We start from the raw sequence: 22,106 nt of genomic DNA on the forward strand, positions 1-22,106 counted from the left end.
AGTCCCTTGGCGCGGCTGAGGTCCGCCTGAAGCCGTTCTGAAGCCGCCCCGCAATACCTACTTCTCGCCATAGGGCGCCGGGCTTTCGCACGTCATCGTCGTCGGCGACCGGCACGGGTGCGACAGGGGCGGTGTCATGGGCAGGGGTCGAAATGGCCGAGCAGGCAACGGGGGCGGAGCGCGGCGTTGGTGCGCGCTCGGGCTGCAGGCGATCCTGGTGGCCGCGTCGGCGGCGGTCACGACCGGACCGGCCGTGGCCGCCGCGCCCCCGGCCGCGTCGGCCGTGCCGGCGGCGGTCGCACGTGCACAGGCCGAACGGGCGACCGCCCGGCCGGTAGCCGAGCCCGCCGTCGTCAGCGACCCGCTGCCGCGCGAGTCGACGGCCCCGGCGGGGGCGATCGAAGCCACCCACGCCGTCACGGACGCCGGCCAGTCCGTGTACGCGGTCGGCATCGAGGTGCCGCCCGGACTCAACGGGCTCGCTCCCGAACTCACGCTGTCGGCGTCGTCGGGCACCAAGGACGGATTGCTGGGCGAGGGCTGGAGCCTTTCCGGCTTCTCGGTGATCGAACGCTGCCCGCTGAGCGCCGCGCAGTCCGGCGGTTACGCCCGCCCGATCGACGACCCCGCGGGCCGGCCGGACGGGTTCTGCCTGGACGGCAAACTGCTCGTGAGCACCAGCGGCAGCTACGGCGCGGACGGCTCGGAGTACCGCACCGAGGTCGACACGTTCACCCGGATCGTCGCCAGCCGACCTGGCAACGAGGCGGCCGGACCGCAGGGCTTCGAGGTACGGACGCGCGACGGCCGGATCCTGCGCTACGGCTTCGCCACCGACGCGGTGACCAGCGTGGACGGGCTGCGCCGCCGGTGGGCGGTCAAGGAAGAGCAGGACCGCAGCGGCAACTACCTGGAGACCGTCTACGGCCGCGCCTGCACGCCACCCACCACGCCGCAGCCGCCGACCTGCACCCGCTACGCCCCGACCGAGGTGCGCTACGGCGGCCACCGCTCACCGTCCGGCGCCGTGCAGGCCCACGACCGGGCGGTCAAGTTCACCTACGAGAACCGACAGGACGGCTGGTCCGCCTTCTCGCGCGGCATGCGGGACCTCGAATGGCGGCGGCTGAGCCGGGTCGAGACCGTCGTGAACGGCGCCGTGGTTCGCCGCTGGAAGGTCAGCTACGCGAACCGTACGGACGTCAGCCGGCTCGCACGGCTGGACGAGTGCGTCGACGACGCGGGCGGCGAGGTGTGCAAGCCGCCCACCACGTTCACCTACCACACCGCCGAGGGTTTCCCGACCGGGCCGACGAATGGCCCCGACGTGCCGTACCTCTTCGGCAACGGGCTGGGCAGCGACACGGCCGGGCGCACGATCGTGTTGGACGCCAACGGCGATGGCCGCGACGACCTGATCTATCCGGTGCCGCGCAAGAAATACACCTGCTGGGCGGCGATGACCCACTGCGACGGCGATTGGGAATATCAGCTCGCTATCGCCAGCGGAAACCGCTCTGCCCCGTACTCGATCATCGATCTTGATCTGGGTTCGCAGCAGTATCTCGGCGACCCGTTCTGGTGCATCAGCCAGGACGCGGTGCTCGACTACAACGGCGACGGCCGCGACGACCTGGTCAGCACGTGTGGGGTGAACACCCACGGCACGGTACTGGTGTCGACCGGGCAGGGCTTCACGACCGAACGCATCCCGGTGCTGTCCGCGACCGAACCGGCGTACCCGTTCTGGCTGTCCGACCTCAACGGCGACTCCCTCGCCGACCTGCTGGTCTGCCGCAACGCGCAGCTGTTGCTGCACCTCAACCTCGGGCCGCGGCAGGGTTTCGCGGCTGGGCGCACCCTGCCGAACTACGGGCATCTCGGCGACTCCCCCCTGCGCAGCATCCAGGGCGGTCGCGGCGCAGAGCCGTGTGAAGCGCCGCTGTTCCTCGACTCCGACGGCGACGGCGTAGCGAACGTTCTCAAGCGCAGCTGGGAGTACACCGACCGGCCCGACAACACCACCTGGGTGTGGACCCAGACCTGGAAGGCACTGTCGCTGGACCCCGCCGGGGCGCGCTGGGTCGACACCGGCCTGCGCTTCGCCGAGCGCCTCTCCACCATCGCCCCCACCGGCGAGGACGTGTACGACTCGGCGCCGTACTGGACCGGCAACGTCATGAACGACGATCCGAGCGACGACGGCGGTGCCGTCAACGTCACCACCTACGCCCGCAAGTGGCAGCTGAGGGTCGCCGACGTCAACGGCGACGGGTTGGACGACATCGTCCGCTACGACGGCGACCAGCAGAACCCGGTCCGGCTGCACACCAACACCGGCAAGGGCTTCGGCGCCGACTCGCCGATCCTGCTCGGTGATGCGGCGTGGAACTGGTACCGGGTCAGCGCGTACGGGTTCGCCCGCGCCCAGTTCGTCGACTACGACAACGACGGTCGCACCGACGTGCTGGTGCCGGTCGGTGACCCCCGGCAGGCCGCCGCCCTCAAGTGGGTGCTGCACCGGGTGCAGGACCGCTCCAGCCTCCGGCCCGAACTGCTCGGCACCTGGAACCTCAACGAGCACGCCCAGCCGATCCGCGCCGACGTCGACGGTGACGGCAGCAGCGACCTGGTCCTGGCTACGTACGTCGCCGGGTTGAAAGACCGCTACGGCAACCCGGCCGGCCGGCTCACCTTCCGCTGGGGTGCCCACGCCACCACCAACCTGCTCGTCACCGCGCGTGACGGGCTCGGCGAAAGCGTGCTGTTCGACTATGCGGCCCGCGACGGCGACCAGCAGCCGGTCTACCGCCGCACCTTCACCTGTCGCGCCGCGCAGAGCTCGTGCTCGAACCGGATGGGACCGCTCGTCTCCAGCGTCATGGTCCGGGCCGCCGAACGCGACGACGGCGACATCGTGCCCACCGAGCGGCAGCGCCGGATCAGTTGGCAGACCTTCCGCTACGAGGACAACCGCGCCGGCTGGTACGGCCGTGGCAACCTCGGCTTCGCCCGCCGCATCACCACCTCGTACGGCGATCTCAACAGCGACCTCATCGAAACGGTCACCCAGAACTACGACAACTCCACGTACCTGGACCAGGTGGCCGGGTCGAGCATCCGGAACTGGTATCCGTACGCGGGCCGGCTGATCAGCTCCGAGACCCGGTCGGCACCCATCGCCCACGGCCTCGGCACCGCGGAAACCGTGCACCGGGTGCTGGCGGCCGGTCCGATCAGCCACGCGGTCCGGCTGTCGGCTGCGGGAGTGCCGTTCGTCGTCCAGGACAGCGGCACCGACCGCGAACTGATGCGGACCCAGCAAACCAACACCGAGCGGACCGTCACCAGCACCGAAACGTCCAGCACCTTCGACAACGTCGGCAACGTCACCGGCACCGACACCCTGGTGCGCAATGCCGCTGGCACCGTGGTCGAGCGCACGGTCACCCAGACCACCTACGACACCAGCGCCGCCCGCCGCGGCCAGTGGCTGAACTCGTTGCCGCTGCGCCAGACCGACACCCACACGAGGCAGGGGCATACGGCGACGCGGACCACCGCCTACACGCACACGGCTGACCGCGGGCTGGGCTGGACTACCACCCGCGAGCCGGACGAGGCCGCGTACACGCTGGTGGAGACCAACGAGCACGATGAGTACGGCAACGTCACCGCGCAGACCCTGTCGGCGCCGGGTGAGGCGCCGCGCTCCTCCCGGACCACATACGACACCCGCGGTCTGTTCCCGATCCGGTTGGTCAACCCGGAAGGGCACGCCATCGGGCTGCTCACCGACACCGCGCTGGGCCGCTCCCTCGTGGAGGTCGACCCGAACGGCATCGTCCACCGGTCCGCCTACGACGGCTTCGGCCGGGTGCGGCGAGAAAGCGGCCCGATCGGCGACACGGTCACCACGTATGCCCGAGCGGACACCGACACCACCGGAAACGAACGCGCCCGGCTGCGCACCGACACCCAGATCGCCGGCGGCGCGCGCAGCGTCGAACTGCAGGACGCGTTGGGCCGCGCGATCGAAACCCGCGAAGACGGGTACGCCGGCACGACCGTCGTCACCGAGTCCACTTTCGACTGGGCGGACCGCCCGTTGACCGTCGCCCGGCCGCACCTGGTCGGGGACGGCAGTCAGGGCAGCAGCCGCTACGACTACGACGCCCTCGGTCGGCTGATCACCGAGGAACGCCCGGACGACGACGCACCCGGCGGCAAGGCGGTCACCACTCTCCGCTACGGCTGGCCCGACCAGGCGCCGGGCTGGGCCGCCCTGGCCGACCCGGTCCGCGCCGCCGCCACCACCGCGACCGCCGTCACCGACCCGCTCGGCCGGACCACCACCCAGCTCGATGACCACACCGAGGCCGTCGCCGCCTCGGTGTCCCCGGACGGCGCGGCCACCCAGGTCGAATACGCCGCCTTCAACCTGGTCCGCCGGGTCACCGGCCCGGACGGCGCGGCCACCACCTTCGACACCGACAAACTCGGCCGGAACAGCGTCGTCGAATCCGCCGGCACCGGCCGGCACGGCTACGCCTGGACCGCGTTCGGGCAGCTGCGGACGCACACCGACCCGCGCGGCTTCGCGTCGCAGTACACCTACGACCGGCTCGGCCGGAACATCGTCCGGCAGGACCCGCGCGGCACGGCGAGCTGGACCTACGACGGCCCCGGCCCCAACGCTGTCGGCCGGCTCGTCGCCGCCGTCAGCGCTCAGGGCCACAAAACGACGCTGGCCTACGAGCCGGTGCCGACCAGCGGCCCGAACCGCGGACTGCTCGCCAGCACCGAGGAAACCATCGACGGCGTCGGCTACCGCATCGCCTTCGGCTACGACCAGTACGGCCGCACCAGCCGCATCGACTATCCGACGGCCGCCGGCAAGGGCTTCGGCGTGGAGCACGCGTACGACAGCTCCGGCCACCTGACCGCCGTGCGCGACAGCGAGACGAAAGCGCCGTACTGGACGTTCACCACACACAGCCAGGGCTATCGGATCGGCTCGGCCACACTCGGCAACGGCGTTGTCGCGAGCACCGGATACCAGCCGCGCAGCGGGCGCATCAACGCACTGACGGCGGCGGCCGGGACGAACAGCCCGGTGCAGAGCCTGACGTACGGCTACGACGCGGCCGGCAACGTCCAGCATGTGCGGGACACCGTGCGGCCGGACCGGTCCCGGGCGTACCACTACGACGCCATGAACCGGGTCGACCGGGCGCAGAAACTGCTCGGCAACAACCCGGCCACCCCGGGCGACACCGTCGAGGCGTTCACCTACGACCGGGCCGGCAACACCGTCAACCAGTCCGGCGTCGGCGACTACGGCTACGGCACACCACACGCGGTGGTCAAAGCGGGCGCCAACACGTACGGCTACGACGCCGCCGGCAACCAGACCACCCGCCAAGGCCCGGACGTGCCCGGCGGCGCCACCGAGCTGTCCTGGACTCCGGCGAACCTCCCCGCCACCGCCACCAGCACGGTCAACGGCACCAAGGTCAAGACCAGCTTCGACTACAACGCCGGCGAGCAGCGGGTCGTGCGCCGCACCCCGACCGAGGTCACCACGTACGTCGCCGACCGCTACGAACGCCGCGCCGCCCCGAACTCGAACCGGGCTGAACACCGCTACTACGTCCAAGCCGGCGGTCACACCGTCGCACAGGTGGTCCGCGACGAATTCGACAACCGGATCGCCACCAGCACCACCACGTATGAACACCCGGACCGGCTCGGCTCAGCCCTCGACTACACCACGACCGCAGGCGCCAAGAAACACACCCAGACCTTTTCCGCGTACGGGGAAAACGCCGAGCCGGACCGGGCCAAGACCGGCGAACGTGGCTTCACCGGCCACCAGCAGGACACCGACCTCGGCCTGATCGACACGGGCGGCCGACTGTACGACCCCGTGCTCGGCCGTTTCCTGTCCCCGGACCCGGTGCTCACCGACGTCAGCGACGGCAGCACCGCCCCGCAGGAAAGCCTCCTCGGCCGCATCATGACCGCGAGCGCCTCCGGCACTGGCGAAGGGCCGGTCATGGGCGCAGCCGACGCCAACCAGCCCTACGCCTACGCCGCGAACAACCCACTGTCCTACGTGGATCCCGACGGCCGGGACTGGATCACCTACGGCAAACTCCAGTCAGCCCGAGCGGCGGTACGCGACTCGGAAGTCGGGCACGCGGTCGCCGGCTTCATGGTCGGGGTCACCCAGGGCGCCGCTCCCGGCGGTGCGTTCGCCACCCCGGTCCTCTCGGCCTACGCCCCCAGCCGCACCTTCGAGTTCTTCCGCGGAGCCGGCGAGTTCTGCCAAGCCGTCTGCCAACTCATCGGCGGCGGCGCCGGCACGATCGCCGGCGCCGGTGCCACCGCCACGACCGGCCCCGGCGCTGCCGTCGCGGCTCCGGTGACTCTCGCCTCCGCCGCGGTTGCCGCCGAAGCAGTCACCGACATCGGCGCCGCCGTCTGGACCATGGGCCGCGCGCTGCTGAGGGAATCCGACGACTTCTCCGGCGGCGGCGAAAGCACCCACGGCGCACCCCAGGTGACCCCGCCAGCATCCGCCGCACCCGCCGCTGCCCCGGCACCAGCGATGCGGATGACCGGACCGCCCACCCTGCGTACCCAAAAAGCAGTCGCCAAGCGAGCGGCCGACCTGCAGAAGTCGGTGCCAGAAAACTCCCGAGGCCGCATCACGATGGCGTACGGCGTCGGCAAAGACGCCGCCGGCAAGACCCGCAAGGTCGTCGGCACCAGCGAGAAGAACGGCTACCTGCGGCCCGGCGTGAAGCTCAAACGAGGCGAGGAGATGGCCAAGGGCACCGGCCATGCCGAGGAGAACGTGCTGACCCACATGCGCGAGAATGGCATCACGCCGGAGTGGGTGGCGGCCGGCCGGCCCATCTGCCGAGGCCGGTGCGCCCCGGCGATCGAGGCAGCCGGAGCACGACCCGCCTCACCGGTCAAAGCGCCACCCAAACCCAAACGGGCACCCCCACCACGAGCCGAACGGAAACGCTGATGGACCTGGGACGGATGACCACGGTCGACGAACAGCTCGCCCGCGACGTAGCCCGCTACGACCCAGCACGCCTCCGCCGACTCACCGCTGCCATCGTCCGACACGGCCTCGACCAGGCACCGGTAGCCGACCCCCGGCTGACCGCCGGCCTGACCCAGCTCGACGCCGGCCCGTGGGGAGACACAGCCATCCGCGCCGACCTCCAAGGCCTGGTGGACGAACTGGACGAGATCGCCTGGGACGCCCAAGAAGCGGCGGAGGAAGGCGACGGCGACGAAGCGGAATACGACGTCACCTTCGCCCGGGCGCGGGCCGCCCATGCGCTCTTCTTCGCCCTGGACGCCGACCCGGTGCGGGCTGCGCTGGAATCGGCGTACGAGGTGCAGGCCGGCCTCGGCGACTTCCCCGCCGTCGAGGCCATCCTCCGCGGCGCCTGACCCTTAACCCGTTGCCCGGCGCAGCCACTCCCGGGGGGACATGCCATGCACGGCCACGAAGGCTTTGGTGAAGGTTGACAAATGCCGGTACCCGAGCCGGCGGGCCACCACCGACGGTGGATGCTCCTCCCAGATCAGCAGTCGGGCCTCGCACATCCGCACATTCGCCCGCCAGCTCAGGAACGACTCACCGACGGCGCGTGCGAAAGAGCGCCGCAGTCGTGCGTCCTCGATCCCGAGCGTCACCCCCCAATCCGCCAGCGTGCGCCGGTCCGCGGGATTCCGAATCACGGCCGACATCACGGTCTCCACCGCCTCGGGCAGCCTTTCGGGCACTGCTGGCGGTGAATGCAGCAGCTCGAGGATCTCCTGCTTGTCGTGGCCCTGCGGGTGCAACAGGTCGTGGTTGGCGACCACCTGGTGCAACAGGAACGCCTCGGCGTCGGCCGGCATCCGCACCACCGTCGGCGGCCCCACCGGCGCCGGCCGGTCGGCCAGTCGCCAGCCCAAGGGCAGCACGATCGCTCCCTGCGCAATCGCCATCCGATGCGTGATTCCGGGGCGAGGCCACAGCACGTCGCCAGCCTCGAGATGCCACGAGGTTCCGGAGACCTCAACGATCACCGACCCGCGGTACACCCACAGGAGGTTCTCATACAGGGCCCCCTGGAACGTCGAGGTCCACGTCAAAGGCGCCAGCTCCGGCGTGCGGGGTGGCTCCGCCTCGGGGTACCGCACCCGCGCGGTCGGCAGCCTCTCCTCCTTCGCCGCCGCGCCGCGCATGGCCGCGTACCGTCCTGGGCTCGTTCCCATCCGCTCGGCGAAAGCGTGCGCGAAGCTGCTCACGCTCGCATAGCCCACATGATGAGCCGTCCAACCGATGTCGCGCCCCAGAGCCAGCAACGCCGCGGCCGCATCGATCCGCACCGCGATGCGCCATTGTGCGAGACTGTGCCCCGTCTCATTCTTCAGCTGTCGTTGCAAGGTGCGCGCACTCGTCATCGCCACGGTCGCCAACTCCGCCGACGTCGACCGCGAAGCGGGATTCCGCAGCAAGCTCTGCACGACCAGCCGGGCACCCGGCGACCGGGGCAGCGGCGGCAGTCTCGGCGCCTTCCCGGCCCGGCCCGTTTGAACATCGGCCAGCAGGTCGAGCATGCGGCGGCTGTCGGGCCGCACCCCGGTGGTGAAGCCGAACTCGATCGCTGTGCGGTAGGCCAGCCAGTCTTCCCAGCCGGGTGGCACCGTCACGACGCACGACTCGGTCAGCGGCAGCACGTCCGCCTCGAAACTGATGGGAAGCGCCACCGACCCCGCTGCGAGGACCACGCAGTGGCGCACCTCCGGCGCGACCCACACCGCCTGACCGGCCTCGGCGACCAGCACCTCGTCCTCGGTCTGCACGTTGAGGTGGCCCTGCCGCACCCACATCAGCACCGCGTAGTCAACCGTGATCCAGTCAAGCCGTGACTCGCGGATCGGCGGCAGGGTGCCCTGCCAGTACGAACGCAAAGTCAACGAGCTGGCTTAATGGAGCAACGGGCAAACACGCCGCGAGCCTAACGTAGGTGCCGCTCAGACCTTGAATCCGGCCAACGCCAGCAGCACTAGCAAAGGCGCAATTGCTCTTAGTTGGGCAAGCGCACCCTTGACGTGGTCTGTGCAGAATGATGGACCTCATCGGCGACACTGTCCTCCGCGGGCGTACGCGGATGGGGAAGCCCTGGCGAACCGGGTGCGTGCGTGTCGGTCCGGGCCGTATCGCGTGCCGAGGCCCGACGGATGTCGGCGAGCGCGCTTCGCAGGCCGTCTCGCAACCGTCGGCTGAGCGGACGCTCGACGAAGCGGTGGACGAGGTACGCCGCCACCATCATGGCAACAGCCGTCGCGGGGATCAGCCACCACAACGCGAAACCTGCGTCGTAGCCGTTGCGCAGGATGCTCGTGCCGATTCGCTGGTGCAACAGGTACAGCGGGTAGGTCAGGGCGCCGGCGACGGTCAGCCACTTCCACCGGATCCGGTCTGTGTAGCCGAGCGCCACCACCAGGATGACGGCGAATGCGCCGGTCACGATCACCCGGGCCGGCCATACCGACACGGGGAAGTCGACGTGGTGGCTCTCGAGGCGGGCACTCAGGCCGTTCATGCTCAACACCCACGACAGGGCAACGATGCCCCACAACACGAGGTTGGGGCCGAAGCGATGCATCAGGAACATTGCGATGCCGGCGATGAAGTACGGCGCGAACCGGGGATTCGCGATGAGATCGATCAGCTGGCTACCGAGCACTGGGGAGAGCACGGTGACCACGAGCCAGCCGAGGCAGAAGTAGATCGCCCGACGGTAGGTGACACCCGCCCAGACGACGGCGACCGCGAAGAGCAGGTAGAACCGGAGTTCGCTGAAGAGCGTCCAATACACCGCGTCGACCGAGGGGACCTTGCTCGGCTGGTTCAGCATCGTCAGGTTGACCAGTACGTCGACGAAACCGGGCTTGTGCGTCTCGGAGGTGCCCGACGGCACGCCGGTCAGCGTGATCACGGCGGTGGTGGCGACGACCGCGAACCAGAACGCCGGGAACAACCGGCTGATCCGGGAGATGACGAAGTCCCCGAGTCCGCGGCCCCAGCTGCTCATGCAGATCACAAAGCCGCTGATCAGGAAGAACAGCTCGACGCCCAGGAGGCCGTAGAACCCGATGCGGGTCGCAGTCGGCAAGGTGTACTGCGGCGGATGCACGCCGTCGAACGACTCCCACACGTAGTGGCACGCCACCACCATCAATGCGGCTACCAGCCGTAGGCCGTCCAATACTGCCAGTCGGCTCGGCTGTCTTTCAGGTGTTGCGGGCATGACGGCGCGACTCCTTGCACAGCAGAACGAAGGGCGGGCGCGCCACGGTAGCGATCATGGTCAACTTCCTGAGCGCACCGGGAGATCAAGAAGCCCGGACCCAAGCGGGGCCGGGCTTCTGACCTGAACCAACTTTGTCGCGGAGGCGGGATGTGAACCTGCGACCTCTGGGTTATGAGTCCAGAGCAGGGTTCACATTGCTCGCTGTCCGATGGAGTTTTGGCAGCTCAGAGCTGTTCTCTCGTGATGCTTCATGCCGTACCGGACCGCCTCGTGGTGGGGGTCTGAGACCACACGGCGACCACAGTTTTCTCATCGGCGTCGATGGAGAGACCTGCGTCATAGTTACCTAGGGGTCTTCCGGAGACGGCTTTGGACGGGCCTGGAGGCTGGGCGGTCAGGGCATCCGGACGGGCTTTCCCTCGGGGTGCCCGCGCCATCGGACCCACAGTTCGTTGGGCTTGGGGGCGCCGAATGCCGGAACGAGAAGGAGTTCCAGGGAGGCCTCGGGCGCTAGTTCTTGAATCTCGGTGGCGCCGCGGAGGGGGCACTCAATTCGTGACTTGTCGATACTGAGCCTTTTTCATCCTCAGTGGATCGGGCTCTCGACCTGGTGTAGCACGAGGATGGCCTGCACGATCGCGGTCGTCCGGGACGGGCTGCAGCGCAGCTTGGTCAGGACCTTCCAGGTCTTGAGGGTGGCGACGGCGCGTTCACCGCGGGCGCGGACGCGGGCATGAGATCTGTTCACGGCCTTCTGCCGACGTGACAACCTCGGCCGGTACCGATGTCGTTTGAACGGCGTGCGGACGGTGCCACCGGCGCCTTGATATGCCTTGTCGGCGAAGGTCATCACGTCCGCGCTGCTCAGCGCGTCGATGATGCCGTGGGTCCGGGCCGCGCGCCGGTGACCCGCTTGCGAAGTAGAAAAACGACGAGCATTGACTATCGCGCAACATAGATTATCCTCGATGAGGCGCTCTCCAGATGGTTGGTAGGAGCGGCATGTGACCATCCGCTCGGTCGGGCGGGAGAATAACGGGGAGTAAGAGATGCGTAGAACTGCAGCGCTCATGTCAGGTGCGGCACTGACGATCAGCGCCACTGCACTGTCGATTTCGGCTGGCCCAGCTGCCGCCTCGCAGCGCGGCACCTTGGCGTCCTCTGTGGTGGCCTCCAGCCAAGGGGTCCATGTCCGTGGCACGTGTGGCGATGTCTTCAATCCGAGCGCCAGCGGCGGTTCGGCGGCGTGGAACCTGAGTTGCGACCCGCAGGGCCGGATTCGCATCACCGGCTGGGTTCACGACTACAAGGCTGACGGAAAGTGCGCCTTCGTCAAGGCGGTCGCCGGTAACAACGAAACGATGCCTACCGCCAAGGCGTGTCCGAAGGGCGTCACCACGAACTTCGATTGGAAGACCACCGGCGCTACCGGGATTATCAACGCCTACCTCTACACCGCGTGACGCGGTACCCGGTGCCGACAAGGCATGGAGAAACAGACTCCAATTCCTATTCGCTGCGGGCCGGGCAAGTGGTTCGGGCAACGTTTCTCGGAAAATGCTGCTGCTCCAGTCCAGTAAGACACCCTGAAGCTACAACATTCGGGTGAATGCCAACCATTACGCCTATCGAGGCGTTGGAAGGAACGGGGAAGCTATGCGTAAAACCGCGGTACTCATCTCGGCGGCGTTGGGAACTCTCGGCACCGCTGCATTGTTTACAACCGCCGGCCCTGTGGCCGCCGCTACAACTGGGAATTCCGTCGCCGCCACGGAAAGGGTTCAGGTTCGCGGGGTATGCGGCGACGTGAAGAACCCGGTGGTCGGGGGTGGCAAGGCAGCTTGGAGCATTCACTGCACCCCAGACGGCCGGATGCGCATCATCGGCTGGGTGCGGGACGACACCGCGGATGGCAAGTGCGCCGGGGTCTGGGCGTACGCCAGCAACGGCGAGAACATGGCTTTGCGGAAAGCGTGTCCGCAGGGCACCGTGACCAACTTCGACTGGCGAACCAATGGCCCCGCCACGTACATCAATGCCTATCTGGCTGTCAACTAGAGACGTTCTCGGCCTGAGGCCAAACGCTGAAAGAACGGGGAGAAACATGTCGAGAACAAGCGCGCTTATCTCAAGCGCGACACTGGCATTCAGTGCCGCCGCACTATTTGTCGCAGCTAGCCCGGCAGCCGCTGCTCCGAGCAGCGACTCCGGCTTCTCCGTACCGGGTTCTGGGGTCCGCGGTGTCTGTGGCCAGAGCTTCGCGCCGGAGATTCGGGACGCGAAGGCCGCCTGGTCGTTGAGCTGCACGGCCGACGGCCGGATGCGCATCAAGGGCTGGGTGGAAGACACGGACTCCGACGGGCAGTGCGCCCGCGTCAAGGCCTTCGCTGGCAACGGCGAATCCAGAGTCGACCTCGCCGTTGCGTGCCCGAATGGCACCAGGGTTGCCTTCGACTGGACAACCGCACGACCGACTACGAAGATCGATGCATACCTATACACGGCTGGATAGTCGGCGATTCTAGGGACGCAGGGTTGCCTCCGGCCGGGCCAGGTCGAGGGCAACCCTGCGTCGTTGTGCGCGTTCGCACAGTCTTTCCATATTGGCCTCAGGCTCGAGATGGGTGCGACGGTGCCTATGATCGGTTGTCGGCGCTCACGGAATTTGGTTCTCGCGGCGATCTTGTGACCTGGGGCGTCAGGCGTTCAGCAGGATGCGATGGAGTAGCAGATCGAAGCTTTCGCGACCTCGCATAGACCGTTTCACAATTTTGACGCCGTTGACAGCGCCTTCGAGAGAGCCGGAAGTCCAGAGAAGGGTCAGGCGGGCGGTGGCCGCGTCCAGGTCGCGGCGTAGACCGGTGACCAGCGAGTGCCGGGCGGGCAAGCTGTCTGCCTGGACGCACTACATCCAGTCGGGCAGGTGGTCGCCGCGGCGCTTGTTCACGAGCTCGGCGAAGTCGCGGACTTGGTCGGCGACGGCCTGCAGTTCGGAACATCTGGCGAGGAGGTCGGTGAGGTGGGTGCTCCGGTCGGGACCAGGTGCTGCGCGCCGGTCGTGATCCAGTGGGTGACGTGCCGCGGTTCGGAACCGCCGGCCGGACCGGTTGCGGCGTGACCGGGGCGGCCCCGCAGCAACCGTTCTCCCGCGCCGCCGAACGCACCGAACAGGCCATCGAACACTTCAAGCGGTATCAGTGGCCGGCGGTAGAAGGCGCGCGCAGTCGGGCGCGTGGATCTGCTTCACCGACGAGCCCGGCATCACGGTCGAGACCAGCCCCAGCCCCCACCTGGGTTCGGCGAGGTGCCACCCGGATCGTGAAAGTCGCCGGCCGCGGACCTTCCCTCGCCGGGATCGTCGCTCACCACGCCGGACACCTGCCGCGCAGCATTTGCCGCACCATGGTCCACCGAGGCCGTAAAGGCGAGCCGGAAAGCTTCGGGCGAAGAGCACTTCGCCGCTCTGCTCGACACGGCCCCCGTCAGCACCTCGGCGCGCCAATCGTGCTGCCTGGGGCTGTCTGCCCGCGCACAGGTCCGCCAAGATGCGCGCTCCGATCGCCGCACGGCCGTGTCTGTGCGTCTACCGGATCTCCGGCTACGCCCCTGAACTCAACTCTGTCGAGAACATGCGGTCCAGCCTCCAACGCGCCATGGTCAGCCTCGCCCCTTGCAATGACGACCTACTCCGCATCGCCAAGAACCGCCTCAAACAGATGCAGTACCACCCCACCCCACGTCGCCTTCGGATTCCTCACCACCAGCGGCCTGCCAACACCCTGTTCCTGCCAAAAGCTCAGGAATGTGCCTGACGGGCAAGCGGTTGAACAGTACGGTTGACCATCGTGGCAACGATGCTTGCCGAGACGACCGGCACGAGAAGCACCAGAGCAAGCATGAGCCATGGTGTCCGCCAGGACAGCGTCACGTTGTAGGCGACGTATCCGGCGGCGGGCCCAATTCCGGCCAGCAAGCCCAACGGTGCCCCTACACCAACGATCAGCGCAGCTTGCGCGGCCCCGATACGCCTACTAACCCGCGATGTCGCCCCGACAGCCCGCATGGTCCACAGGTCTCCTCGCATCTCGGCGGAGGACAACCCCACCGCGACAAGGCTGGCGGTCATGGTGACTACCGCACTGACCGCGACCAGAACGTAGAACATTGCGCTGGTACGTGCCAACGAGGCAGGCGCGCCGGTATAGGTCGTCAACACGATCGGCGTGCCGGAGGTATCTGCCTTTCGCAACTGGTGCTGCAACAAGAGGCTCTGTGCCTGGAACAGTTCCGCTTCAGTCGGTGGCCTAGTCGTGTCGACCAGTATTCCCTGCCGGGAAGTGGTGAAGCCGAGCCGCTGTGCCGTCTCCGCTGCCATCAGCAGGCCTGGCAAGTCGGTGTAGTAACTGCCTCTCCTCGCTACGATGGCGGGTAGAACCACACGCTTTCCGGCGTCACCGGCGAGTTCCAAGTGCTCACCCGTCACTAAGGTGTCGTTGAAGGCGATGACACCCCCGTTGCGTAATGTCTCAAGTTCCCGGGGGCGCGGGTCCCGGCCCGCCACCGCGCTAATCATCTCAGCACCTCCCACGGCTATCCGCCGTTGCATAGCTGCCGCGACGAGGTTCGCGTCGGCTGCTGAAGGGAAGGCGGGTGAAGCCTCCACAGCCACCATGGAGCCGGCCCGAGACCGTTCGACCTCGTTCAGCTCGACGACGTGGCGTGTCGGCAGCATGGCAGCAAGTCGGCCTATGCCATCCGCCTGAAGCACTTGCGCGGCGGCCGGCGGCACAAAGACCAAACCCGGACGTCCCGCAAGCGGGGCGGGTGCACCCTCTTCTTCGGCGCCAGCGACCAGCGTGAGTGCGACGCTGCCGGCGACCGCGGCTGTCACCGCCGCAACCGCCGACGCGCTGCGAAGGTAGTGACGCGCCGCGTGGCGTACCGCAAGACGGCTGGAGAGGGTGAGATGACGGGCCAATAGCGAGCCCCCATGCTTCATCAGCGCAGGCGTGATACCTATCAGCCCCACCAGCAGCGCTATGGCTCCTCCGGAGATAAGTTCAAAACGTCCATCCGGGTTGGCTGAGTAGAGAACCGCAGCCGTTCCTACCGTCAGGGCGGCCAAGCCGCATACCAACAGCAACGTCTCGCTACCCCACCGTGTCCGGGAGTTCCCCAGATGCGAGCGGGGTGCTCGCTGCCGGCCAACGCTACGGGCTGGCAAGTACGCGGCGGCGAGTCCAATCGAGATTACGACTGCGGCCACTGCCGCAATAGGCCACGGTGGGACCGATACATCGATCAAAGGGTGATCGGCGGCCATCTCGATGGCAGGTCCGGCGGCAAGGAAGGTGGCCAATCCCAGCAAGACCCCGCTGGCGGCGGCGAGGGTGCTCAGTAATATGCCGCTGGCCAATACCATGCGCTGTACCTGTCGCGCTGTGGCGCCGACGGCAGAGACCATCCGGAGCTGGCGTTGCTGGCGGCGAGCTGTGGCCATGAACGCCGCGCCTGTCAGCGCGATGATCTGTGCACCGGCGAAGCTGGCAATGATGGACAACGCAGCCGCTTGGACAGCCATCTCTCCCGTAGTGGGGGCGAGATCTCTGCGGTCGATGGAGGAGATGCCGGGAGATCGCGGCGGAGACCAGCCGGCACCGTCCGCCGGAAGATCGATGAGTAAGCGGCGGCCGGCGGCCCCTGACAGCGGCGTCGGCACCGAGGCGACGATCTCCTTGGCGCGCAGCGACCTGCTCACGTCGAGAAGGCCCACTACGGTGACCCGCCGCAGCGGGATTCCGACCTCGACGACGTCGTGCAGGCGGATGCCCGAAGCGTCGGCCATGGCGCTGGTGAACGCCACCTCGCCAGCAGCCGCAGGAATCCGGCCGGCGCGCAGGACGTATCGACCGTCGTTCACCGGGTCCCCGGCATCGGTGGACTCGTAGGGGTAGACGGCCAGGCCCTGCCCGGTTTTCAGGACCGTCTCACCACTCGCGATGACCGCAACACGAGCACCCGAAGGCAGCGTGCTAGTGACTGCCTCCGGATTCTCGGTCGAGACAGAGAAGTCTGCGGAGCCCAGGGAGAACTGGGCCTGCTGAGTTGCGGTGCCACTAAGATTCGCCCAGGAGGCGACCAGGATGGTGCCCGCATACGCCGGCAGAAACAGCATGAGCAGGACGAAGGCGCTGCTGGCCTTATGACGCCAGGCCGCTCTGCGGGCAATACGCATGGCGACCCGCCAGGAGCCGACGAAACCCACCTTCACACTGCTCACGAGTGACCTCGGAGCAACTGCTCGAGGGGTACCGGGCTGGTCGTCCCTTCGACAACCCGACCGTCCCGAAGGAAAATCGTGCGGTCTGCCCATCCAGCGTAGCGTGGTTCGTGCGTGACCAGGACGCCTGCAGCTCCAGCGTCAACGCGAGCACGCAGCACCTCCATGACGGCCTCGCCGGTTTGGGAGTCCAGGGCGCCGGTCGGCTCGTCGGCAAGCACTAGGTGCCGCTCGCCGACGAGGGCGCGAGCGATCGCGATCCGCTGCTGCTGACCGCCGGACATTTGCTCGGGGAAGCGGTGGGCCAGATGATCAACTCCGACTTCGGCCAGCGCCGCTATCGCCTCCCGCCGGGCTGCGCGAGGGCGTACTCCGGCCAGTTCCCGCGGCAGCGCCACGTTCTCCGCGGCGGTCAACTCGCTGATCAAGTTGAAGTCTTGGAAGACGTAGCCGATCCGGTCGCGTCGCAGTTGAGCGAGACTGGTGGGGGCCAGCGTCGTCACTTCGGTACCGCCTACGGTGATCGACCCGGAAGTCGGCACGTCAAGGCCGCCTGCGAGGGCGAGAAGGGTCGACTTTCCAGAACCCGAAGGGCCCATGACGGCCACAAGTTCACCAGCGTCCACATGGAAGCTGACCTCGTCCAATGCGCGTACGTCCTCGTCGCCGGAGTGGTACACGCGGCTGACGCCGACAAACTTCAGGATCGGCGCGCTCATGCGACCTCCGTACCTGTCGTAGCAGCTTCTCGCTGATCGACGGAGACTTCCTCGTTGGCCGGCTGGCTCGTTGTGGTGACGAGCCGTTGCTTGCGCCCGTCGCGCAGCACGCTGGCTTCTACATGGTCCAGCCATCGCATGTCGCTCTCCACCGAGAAGACCATGTGGTCGAGCATCAGCAACCAGGCCATGTCTGTGGTCTTGTCAGCATTGCGGCGCAGTCTGGTGTAGTCGCGAATCAACTCCATCGAGGCTGCACGCTGACGCTGGATGATGGCTGCAACGTCGACCTGCGGCGTGCTCACCGCGATGATCAGCTTGATGGCGAGTTCGCTGCGCTGCCGTTCCGCAGGGGGCACCGGCGCCTCGAACCACTGGGCAAGTTCGGCCTTTCCCTGAGCGGTGATCGCGTATACCGTACGCCCGCTGCTGTTCTCACCGACAGCCTCGACCAACCCGTCACGGTGTAACCGATCGAGGGTGGCGTAAATCTGGCCCACGTTGAGTGCCCAGGTTCCCCCCGTGCGGACGTCGAACTCGGTCCTCAGCTGATAGCCGTACTTTGGACCATCGCTGAACAAGGCCAGAAGGCCCCATCGCACAGCGTTCCTCTGCATGCCCACACCTTACCCAGAGACTACTTACTGAGTAAATGGTACCTTCGAAGGCATGGACCAAGAGCGAACCGCGGCACTGCTGAAGCTTGCGCTGCACCTGAGAGAGGTGGCAAAAGACGCACACCGACCGGATGTCGTCGCCAAGATGGACGAGACGATAGCCCTCATCGCGGGCAAGAACGACCCAGCGCCCGACGCCCTCGGCAAGGGACCCAGCAAGTTGGACACCGCCCTCACTATCCTGGGGATAGGCGGGCTTTCGCGTTGATCAGATGACGCGCGCCTGCAGCGTGCATGGACACCGTGGCCCGCCGCGGCGAAGTCACGTTGACCCGGTTGCGACCCCGGTCGGTCTCGGCAGCCGAGCGGGCTGTGCGCGGTGACTTGTCACGCAGCAGTCCCTGCAGCCCGGCGGCGCGCATCAGCCGCTCGACTGTGCTCCGGGTCACCTCGATGCCCTGGCGACGCAGCTCCTTCCGGATCTTGCAGGCCCCGTAAACGCCTTTAAGGCCGCCACAGGCTCGACAGGCAGCCTGCTTGATCTACCGCCGAGTTGCAGCCTGCTGGGTGCGAAGCCATGCCTGCTGGGCGCCGGGCGGGGCGCCGGCGAGCACGCCTCCGACGTCGACGTAGAAGACGGCGGGGTTGTGGTTGTGGGGACCGTACCCGGCGCTGCCGTACACCAGCAGCGTGGCGCCTGCAGCAGGGTTGAAGTGCCAGAACCAGGTGTCTTGGCGCAGGTCCGTGCCTGCCCACACGATGACTGCCTTGGTGCCGCGACGCGCACGCTGGTAGACGCGTTCGACGAAACACAGATAGGCGCCGGGATGCGCCGCGGTGGCCGCCATCAAGTTCTGCCATGCCATCGCCGCTAGTGCCTGGCGGCGACGCCGCCGGGTACGTCCGGACCAGACAATGATCACGACAGCGATCACCGTGGGCGCTACCGTAATGAGCCAGCACAAGGCGGTAGCTACGGATCTGCCGTCCGTAGGTGTAGAGGTTGAGGACATGGTCGGTCGATGGTCTCATAGGGCGGCCCGGCTTCACTGTCCCATCGACTATCGTGAACGCGCCGGCAAGTCTCGCAATGGCAGTTGGAGGAGCTCGGCGAGGCGGACGGGGCGAAAGGCTTACAGGTGCGAGCGGAGGGAACTGGACAGCCTTGACGAGGTGCTACGCCGAATGTGCGGGGAGCAGGACATAGCGTGACTACTCCCGCAAGTAGACGCAGCAATCGCGGAGGGGTTCACTGCGTCCGTCAATCCCGGTAGCAGCGCTTACCGCGAGCGCGGTGGCACGCGCTTCGGCTTCAGCTATGAGCAGCCCAAGCGCGGCCGTCCTGAACTGGATATTCATCAGCGGCCTTACAAGCCGGAGGAACGCACGCTCCTGCTGCTCGATGCGATGCTGGCGGTCTACCGTGATCTTCCGGATCTTGCCGCTGAGACGCTCGATGTTCTCGGCCGCGGGTGGCAAGGCCGTGTACCACCGCCGAATTCTGTGGTGCTGGGCGTCAGCGCCGGAGACGAGACCGACCCCGCGACCCTGGCGTTAGAGCAGACCCGGATGATGATCGGATCGCGAGACAGCGGGTGGTGGAAATCCTGGTCGCTCTTCGCGCGGAGGTGCTCGATGACCAACCGGCTGGATGAACTCCTTGCTGAGCTTGCCGTACTTCTGCCTCAGGTCAGAACCCCGTTTACCCACGCGGATCGAGCCGATCGTGTGTACGAGGGATATGGATTCGCGCAGGTGATCGCTGCCGCCGCCGAGTCTGGTGCGGACGTCACCTACGAGAATCGCTGGTGTCAGGAAGTCAAAAATCTCGTTTTTCGCGACGCCCCGGGCGCGTTCTGCATTCACGAAGCCCGTTCACCCATGCCGTGCTGCGCTTCGGCCAAGCACGCCCGCTGGAGGTCCACATACGGGTCACCGTCAAGGGCAGAACCTTCGAATGTGAATTTGATGTGCTCGTCATCGATACCCATATGGCGCAGGACGGCCGCGACAAGAACAAGTTGCCGACAGCAAGCGGATGCGTCTTCAGCATCGAATGCAAATACTACGTGAGTCCGCTGCCGAAGGACGAGGCCGTGAACTACCTCGGTGTACGGGACCAGTTCCCGAAAATGGCAAGCCTGTTCATCACCAATTCCTTCTCCGCGAAGGGCCAACCAGTGCCTCAGCGACCTTGACCATCCGTACGAATTCCAGGTCATGCCCAACGCACGGTTTCAGAACCACGTCCGGTCACACATCCGGCAAACGCTGCGTCGTCATGTCGTGCAGTTCGATCACAACCATCGAATGTGAGGATGGGTCGCCCGCACTCGCTCCTGGTTGCGGTGGTTCGGCGAGGGCCTACCTGCTTGGCTCTCGGAGCCCGGGGTGGCGGGCGAGCCCTGCGAGGGGCGGATTATACCGGACTTGATCTGCCGCCAAAGCGCGCAATTCGATGGAGTTCGCTGGAATGCACTGGGTCACACCATGGCCGATTTTCCGTCTGCTACCACCAGGCGACCACGAAGTCCACAAAGGCCCGTCACCCTTGCGGGCGCCGGGCCTCTGACCTGCGGTTTTGCTAGTAGCGGGGACAGGATTTGAACCTGCGACCTCTGGGTTATGAGCCCAGCGCTCCTCGCTAACCTCCCGCAGGAGCGGGAGAAACCGGCACCGCCTCATCCTTGCGCCGACTGCGGATCGCACCGATCACCGCGTCGAAGAGCAGGAAGGCTGCGAGCGGAATCCCGAACAGCGGCAACGCCCACCCGACGGCGAACACCACCGGAACCCCGACCGCGATGCCCCAGGCGGGCAGACCCTGCCAGGCGCCGCGAGCGGGCGGGGCACCGACCAGGGCGCGCCGGTCGGCGCGGGTGGGGCGACGCTGCCACCACATGCGGTAGCCCCAGACGATGACGCAGATGAGTCCGATGGCGAGCGCGGCGAGCAGGATCTGGTTGGTGAGGCCGAATAGGCTGCCCATGTGGGCGTAGATGCCCCACTGGGTGAGCTTGGCCATGACCGGCCAGTCGGCGAACTTCACCTGGTCGACGACTGTGCCGGTGGCGGCGTCGACCGCGATGTTGTCCCGGGCGACGGGCCATTGGGCGCGATTTTGCTGCACGGTCCAGGCGGTCGCGGCGTCCTCGGGCACGGTGATAGCCACCGGGCCGCTGATGCCGTTGTCGCGGGCCACTTTCAGCACCGAGTCGACGACGGCCGGGTCTACGCCGTCGCCTTCGGCTGGGGTGGTGGCGCCGCCGTGGTGGCCGCCGGTGGCCGGTTCGGCGGGGCCGCCGATGGTTGTGGACACGGAGGGGCGGCTGCCCTTCAGGGCGTCGACGGCCAGGCCGAAGTTTTCGCCGGCGTACCGGGACCAGGTGAGGCCGGTTGCCGACAGGACGAGCAGGCCGATGGTGAGCCAGACGCCGGTGGCGGCGTGCCAGCCTCGGGTCCGGCGGACGCCCTTCTTGGCGGACAGGTCGGGGGTCAGCATCCGGCGGGCGGTGCGCTTGCCGCGCTGCCGCTGCCACCACAGGATCAGGCCGCCGAGGGTGATGACCCAGAGCCAGCTTGCGGCGAGCTCCGAGTAGTGCCGGCCGGTGTCGCCGAGGTGCAGGTTGCGGTGCAGGTCGTCGAGCCAGGTGGTGAACGGGGTGGTGGCGAACCAGGTGGTCAGCTGGCCGGTGGCCGTGCCGGTGTACGGGTCCACGTACACGGTGTGCTGGTGCTCCTCGTCCAGTTCGGGGGAGGAGAAGTCGATTTGCGTGGTGGCTTCCCCCTCGCCGGGACGCAGCGACAGCAGGGCGCCCTGGGGGTGGGTGGCGCGGGCGGCTGCGATTTGCTGGGCGACGGGAACGGTCTGGTCGCCGGGGTTCGCCACGACCAGTTCGTCGGCGTAGATGATGCGTTCGACCTGCGGCGCGAATACGTACGCGAGCCCGGTCAGCGCCGCCACCAGGAGGAACGGCGCGACCAGGATCCCGGCGTAGAAGTGCAGGCGCAGCAGCAGTGCGCTGAAGCCACCGGTGGTGCGGGGCCTGCGTTGCTCGACCGGCGGTGCGGACGAGGGTGCGGCGGTGGTGGTCATGGGCGCGCTCCGGTGCGAGTCGATGATGAGGACTGCAGCGTTGGTCGCCCGGCACCG

At 67.4% G+C, this 22,106-nt stretch carries 14 protein-coding genes, 1 tRNA gene and 2 pseudogenes; 6 read left to right on the plus strand and 11 right to left on the minus strand.

From position 1 onward, the window contains the following. The first annotated feature begins 136 nt into the window (after positions 1-136). A complete protein-coding gene (locus tag ACIA1L_RS07605) occupies positions 137-7,042 on the plus strand; it encodes an FG-GAP-like repeat-containing protein (protein WP_396071696.1) in 6,906 nt (2,301 codons plus the stop codon). Continuing rightward, complete coding sequence (locus ACIA1L_RS07610; protein ID WP_396071697.1) at positions 7,042-7,479, plus strand: hypothetical protein; 438 nt, start codon at positions 7,042-7,044, stop codon at positions 7,477-7,479. Before ACIA1L_RS07605 ends, ACIA1L_RS07610 begins: the two co-directional genes overlap by 1 nt. Positions 7,480-7,482: 3 nt before the next feature. Here ACIA1L_RS07610 and ACIA1L_RS07615 read toward each other — a convergent pair whose 3' ends face one another. The 3 genes and pseudogenes from ACIA1L_RS07615 to ACIA1L_RS07625 all read right to left on the minus strand — a co-directional run. Further along, positions 7,483-8,865 (minus strand): helix-turn-helix domain-containing protein, encoded by a 1,383-nt coding sequence (locus ACIA1L_RS07615; protein ID WP_396071698.1) that lies wholly within the window; start codon positions 8,863-8,865, stop codon positions 7,483-7,485. A 242-nt stretch (positions 8,866-9,107) separates the two neighbouring features. Then, positions 9,108-10,334 (minus strand): acyltransferase family protein, encoded by a 1,227-nt coding sequence (locus tag ACIA1L_RS07620; protein WP_396071700.1) that lies wholly within the window; start codon positions 10,332-10,334, stop codon positions 9,108-9,110. Between the two features lie 589 nt (positions 10,335-10,923). Then, positions 10,924-11,238: pseudogene (locus ACIA1L_RS07625) on the minus strand (transposase family protein); the annotation flags it as partial. Between the two features lie 169 nt (positions 11,239-11,407). Here ACIA1L_RS07625 and ACIA1L_RS07630 point away from each other — a divergent pair. Both ACIA1L_RS07630 and ACIA1L_RS07635 read left to right on the plus strand, forming a co-directional pair. Next, a complete protein-coding gene (locus ACIA1L_RS07630; RefSeq protein WP_396071792.1) occupies positions 11,408-11,800 on the plus strand; it encodes a hypothetical protein in 393 nt (130 codons plus the stop codon). 193 nt (positions 11,801-11,993) lie between these two features. Continuing rightward, positions 11,994-12,395 carry a hypothetical protein gene (locus ACIA1L_RS07635; protein ID WP_396071702.1) on the plus strand — a complete coding sequence of 134 codons (402 nt, stop codon included), beginning with the start codon at positions 11,994-11,996 and terminating at the stop codon, positions 12,393-12,395. A 1,738-nt stretch (positions 12,396-14,133) separates the two neighbouring features. Here ACIA1L_RS07635 and ACIA1L_RS07640 read toward each other — a convergent pair. Genes ACIA1L_RS07640 through ACIA1L_RS07650 form a run of 3 tightly spaced genes read right to left on the minus strand, consistent with a single transcriptional unit; the run spans position 14,134 to position 17,953 of the window. After that, a complete protein-coding gene (locus ACIA1L_RS07640; RefSeq protein ID WP_396071703.1) occupies positions 14,134-16,617 on the minus strand; it encodes an FtsX-like permease family protein in 2,484 nt (827 codons plus the stop codon). Continuing rightward, a complete protein-coding gene (locus tag ACIA1L_RS07645; RefSeq protein WP_396071704.1) occupies positions 16,614-17,336 on the minus strand; it encodes an ABC transporter ATP-binding protein in 723 nt (240 codons plus the stop codon). The genes ACIA1L_RS07640 and ACIA1L_RS07645 overlap by 4 nt, the downstream gene beginning before the upstream one ends. Then, positions 17,333-17,953: a PadR family transcriptional regulator gene (locus tag ACIA1L_RS07650; RefSeq protein ID WP_396071705.1), complete on the minus strand. Its 621-nt coding sequence runs from the start codon at positions 17,951-17,953 to the stop codon at positions 17,333-17,335. Before ACIA1L_RS07650 ends, ACIA1L_RS07645 begins: the two co-directional genes overlap by 4 nt. A gap of 52 nt (positions 17,954-18,005) precedes the next feature. Here ACIA1L_RS07650 and ACIA1L_RS07655 point away from each other — a divergent pair, with 52 nt between their 5' ends. Beyond that, the gene (locus ACIA1L_RS07655) at positions 18,006-18,221 is read left to right on the plus strand and encodes a hypothetical protein (protein ID WP_396071706.1); all 216 of its coding nucleotides are present in this window, start codon (positions 18,006-18,008) and stop codon (positions 18,219-18,221) included. A gap of 120 nt (positions 18,222-18,341) precedes the next feature. Here the strand turns inward: ACIA1L_RS07655 and ACIA1L_RS07660 are convergent. From ACIA1L_RS07660 to ACIA1L_RS07670, 3 genes and pseudogenes are all read right to left on the minus strand, one after another. After that, positions 18,342-18,450 (minus strand): annotated as a pseudogene (locus tag ACIA1L_RS07660) (IS3 family transposase); the annotation flags it as partial. A gap of 45 nt (positions 18,451-18,495) precedes the next feature. Then, entirely contained in the window at positions 18,496-18,888 is a 393-nt protein-coding gene (locus ACIA1L_RS07665) for a hypothetical protein (protein WP_396071707.1), read from the minus strand. Positions 18,889-19,507: 619 nt separating this feature from the next. Further along, positions 19,508-19,819, minus strand: coding sequence for a hypothetical protein (locus tag ACIA1L_RS07670; protein WP_396071708.1), 312 nt, complete (start codon positions 19,817-19,819; stop codon positions 19,508-19,510). 20 nt (positions 19,820-19,839) lie between these two features. On the opposite strand from ACIA1L_RS07670, the gene ACIA1L_RS07675 reads away from it, so the two are divergent. Further along, complete coding sequence (locus tag ACIA1L_RS07675) at positions 19,840-20,151, plus strand: hypothetical protein (RefSeq protein ID WP_396071709.1); 312 nt, start codon at positions 19,840-19,842, stop codon at positions 20,149-20,151. Between the two features lie 391 nt (positions 20,152-20,542). Here ACIA1L_RS07675 and ACIA1L_RS07680 read toward each other — a convergent pair. Further along, positions 20,543-20,609 (minus strand) — tRNA-Met (locus ACIA1L_RS07680). After that, positions 20,598-22,049, minus strand: a complete 1,452-nt coding sequence (locus ACIA1L_RS07685) for a PepSY-associated TM helix domain-containing protein (RefSeq protein ID WP_396071710.1) — start codon at positions 22,047-22,049, stop codon at positions 20,598-20,600. The genes ACIA1L_RS07680 and ACIA1L_RS07685 overlap by 12 nt, the downstream gene beginning before the upstream one ends. Positions 22,050-22,106 lie beyond the last annotated feature (57 nt).

This window comes from Actinoplanes sp. NPDC051859, from assembly GCF_044452725.1.
In the GTDB taxonomy this organism is placed as follows: domain Bacteria; phylum Actinomycetota; class Actinomycetes; order Mycobacteriales; family Micromonosporaceae; genus Actinoplanes.

What these genes read in the sequence shown, in the direction of transcription:
- ACIA1L_RS07605 (WP_396071696.1), top strand. Translation starts at nt 137, where the DNA reads ATGGGCAGGGGTCGAAATGGCCGAGCAGGCAACGGGGGCGGAGCGCGG.
- ACIA1L_RS07610 (WP_396071697.1), top strand. Translation starts at nt 7,042, where the DNA reads ATGGACCTGGGACGGATGACCACGGTCGACGAACAGCTCGCCCGCGAC.
- ACIA1L_RS07620 (WP_396071700.1), bottom strand. Translation starts at nt 10,334, where the DNA reads ATGCCCGCAACACCTGAAAGACAGCCGAGCCGACTGGCAGTATTGGAC.
- ACIA1L_RS07630 (WP_396071792.1), top strand. Translation starts at nt 11,408, where the DNA reads ATGTCAGGTGCGGCACTGACGATCAGCGCCACTGCACTGTCGATTTCG.
- ACIA1L_RS07635 (WP_396071702.1), top strand. Translation starts at nt 11,994, where the DNA reads ATGCGTAAAACCGCGGTACTCATCTCGGCGGCGTTGGGAACTCTCGGC.
- ACIA1L_RS07645 (WP_396071704.1), bottom strand. Translation starts at nt 17,336, where the DNA reads ATGAGCGCGCCGATCCTGAAGTTTGTCGGCGTCAGCCGCGTGTACCAC.
- ACIA1L_RS07650 (WP_396071705.1), bottom strand. Translation starts at nt 17,953, where the DNA reads ATGCAGAGGAACGCTGTGCGATGGGGCCTTCTGGCCTTGTTCAGCGAT.
- ACIA1L_RS07655 (WP_396071706.1), top strand. Translation starts at nt 18,006, where the DNA reads ATGGACCAAGAGCGAACCGCGGCACTGCTGAAGCTTGCGCTGCACCTG.
- ACIA1L_RS07685 (WP_396071710.1), bottom strand. Translation starts at nt 22,049, where the DNA reads ATGACCACCACCGCCGCACCCTCGTCCGCACCGCCGGTCGAGCAACGC.